This is a genomic window from Stenotrophomonas sp. 05L44_2 (assembly GCF_056665995.1).
Genome location: NZ_JBFTNR010000921.1, coordinates 1 through 1,341, shown reverse-complemented (window position 1 = coordinate 1,341; position 1,341 = coordinate 1). Strand labels below are relative to the sequence as shown.

Genomic DNA, 1,341 nt, shown 5'->3' with positions numbered 1-1,341 from the left:
GGCTGATCCATGCTGGCGTGGACTTCCAGATCCGCGAAACCTTCGAGTCGGCACTGCTGTTCGGGCAGGCGGCACTGGTGGAGCTGGGCGCGGACGAAGACGATGCGCGCGAGATTGCCGAGCAGATCCGCGAGCGCGATGCCGAGCGCTTCGAGCTGGAAATGGCCGGTGGCAGCCTGAGGGCCGGCGCGCACATGGTGTTCGGCAGCGCGCTGCCGGGTGTGCCGACGCCGACGCCGTTTACCGCGCCGAAGCGCAAGGCACGCACGCTCAATGCGGATGAAGTGCCGGAAGAAGAAGAGGAATGATCTGAAGCCTTGGTGGTGCCGGCCGCTGGCCGGCAACTGCACGGTGCGTCCTGCGTTCATGAGGTTGCCGGCCAGCGGCCGGCACTACCGAAGCGGCGGCGGCCCGCATTCCCGGTGGGCGAGGGGGCGTGAATCGGGGACAATAGCGTCCCCGCCGCCCCACGCCCGCACCCGATGACCGACTCCGCCCCCCAGCTTCCTGCCCGCATCCTCGATGGCCGCCGTATCGCCGAGGACCTGCTCGACAGCCTGAAGGTGCGGGTCGACGCCCGTGTCGCCGCCGGTGGCAGCCGCCCTGGCCTGGCCGTGGTGCTGGTGGGGGGCGACCCGGCCTCGACCGTGTACGTGCGCAACAAGCGCCGCGCGGCCGAGAAGGTCGGCATCGAGGCCTATGACTACGATCTGCCGGCCGGCACCACCGAGGCCGAGCTGCTCGACCTGATCGACCAGCTCAACGCCGACCCGAAGATCAACGGCATTTTGATCCAGCTGCCGCTGCCGGGCATTCCCGACGCGCGCCGGCTGATCCAGCGCATCGACCCGCGCAAGGACGTGGACGGCTTCCATCCGGAAAACGTCGGCCACCTGGCCCTGCGTGAGTTCGGCCTGCGCCCGTGCACCCCGCGTGGCATCACCACGCTGCTGGGACACACCGACCAGCCGGTGCGCGGCCGCAACGCCACCATCGTCGGCGTCAGCAACCACGTCGGCCGGCCGATGGGTCTGGAGCTGCTGATTGCCGGCTGCACCGTGACCAGCTGCCACAAGTTCACCCCCAAGGACGTGCTGGAACAGGCCGTGCGCAACGCCGACATCCTGGTGGTGGCGGTGGGCCGACCGGACATCGTGCCGGGCGAGTGGGTGAAGCCGGGCGCGGTGGTGATCGACGTGGGCATCAACCGCTTGGATGACGGCCGGTTGGTGGGCGATGTCGGGTTTGAAGCCGCAGCGCAGCGGGCGAGCTGGATCACCCCGGTGCCGGGTGGCGTAGGCCCGATGACCGTCGCCACGCTGATGCAGAACACGTTGGAAG

1 protein-coding gene and 1 pseudogene are annotated in these 1,341 nt (G+C 69.4%); both read left to right on the top strand.

The window, feature by feature from the left end; all coding sequences use genetic code 11:
* Nucleotides 1–308, top strand: a pseudogene (locus AC1VAN_RS21990) (monovalent cation:proton antiporter-2 (CPA2) family protein); the annotation flags it as partial.
* Between the two features lie 174 nt (nt 309–482).
* A partial coding sequence (folD, locus tag AC1VAN_RS21985; protein ID WP_480986764.1) for a bifunctional methylenetetrahydrofolate dehydrogenase/methenyltetrahydrofolate cyclohydrolase FolD occupies nt 483–1,341 on the top strand: 859 nt, incomplete at its 3' end.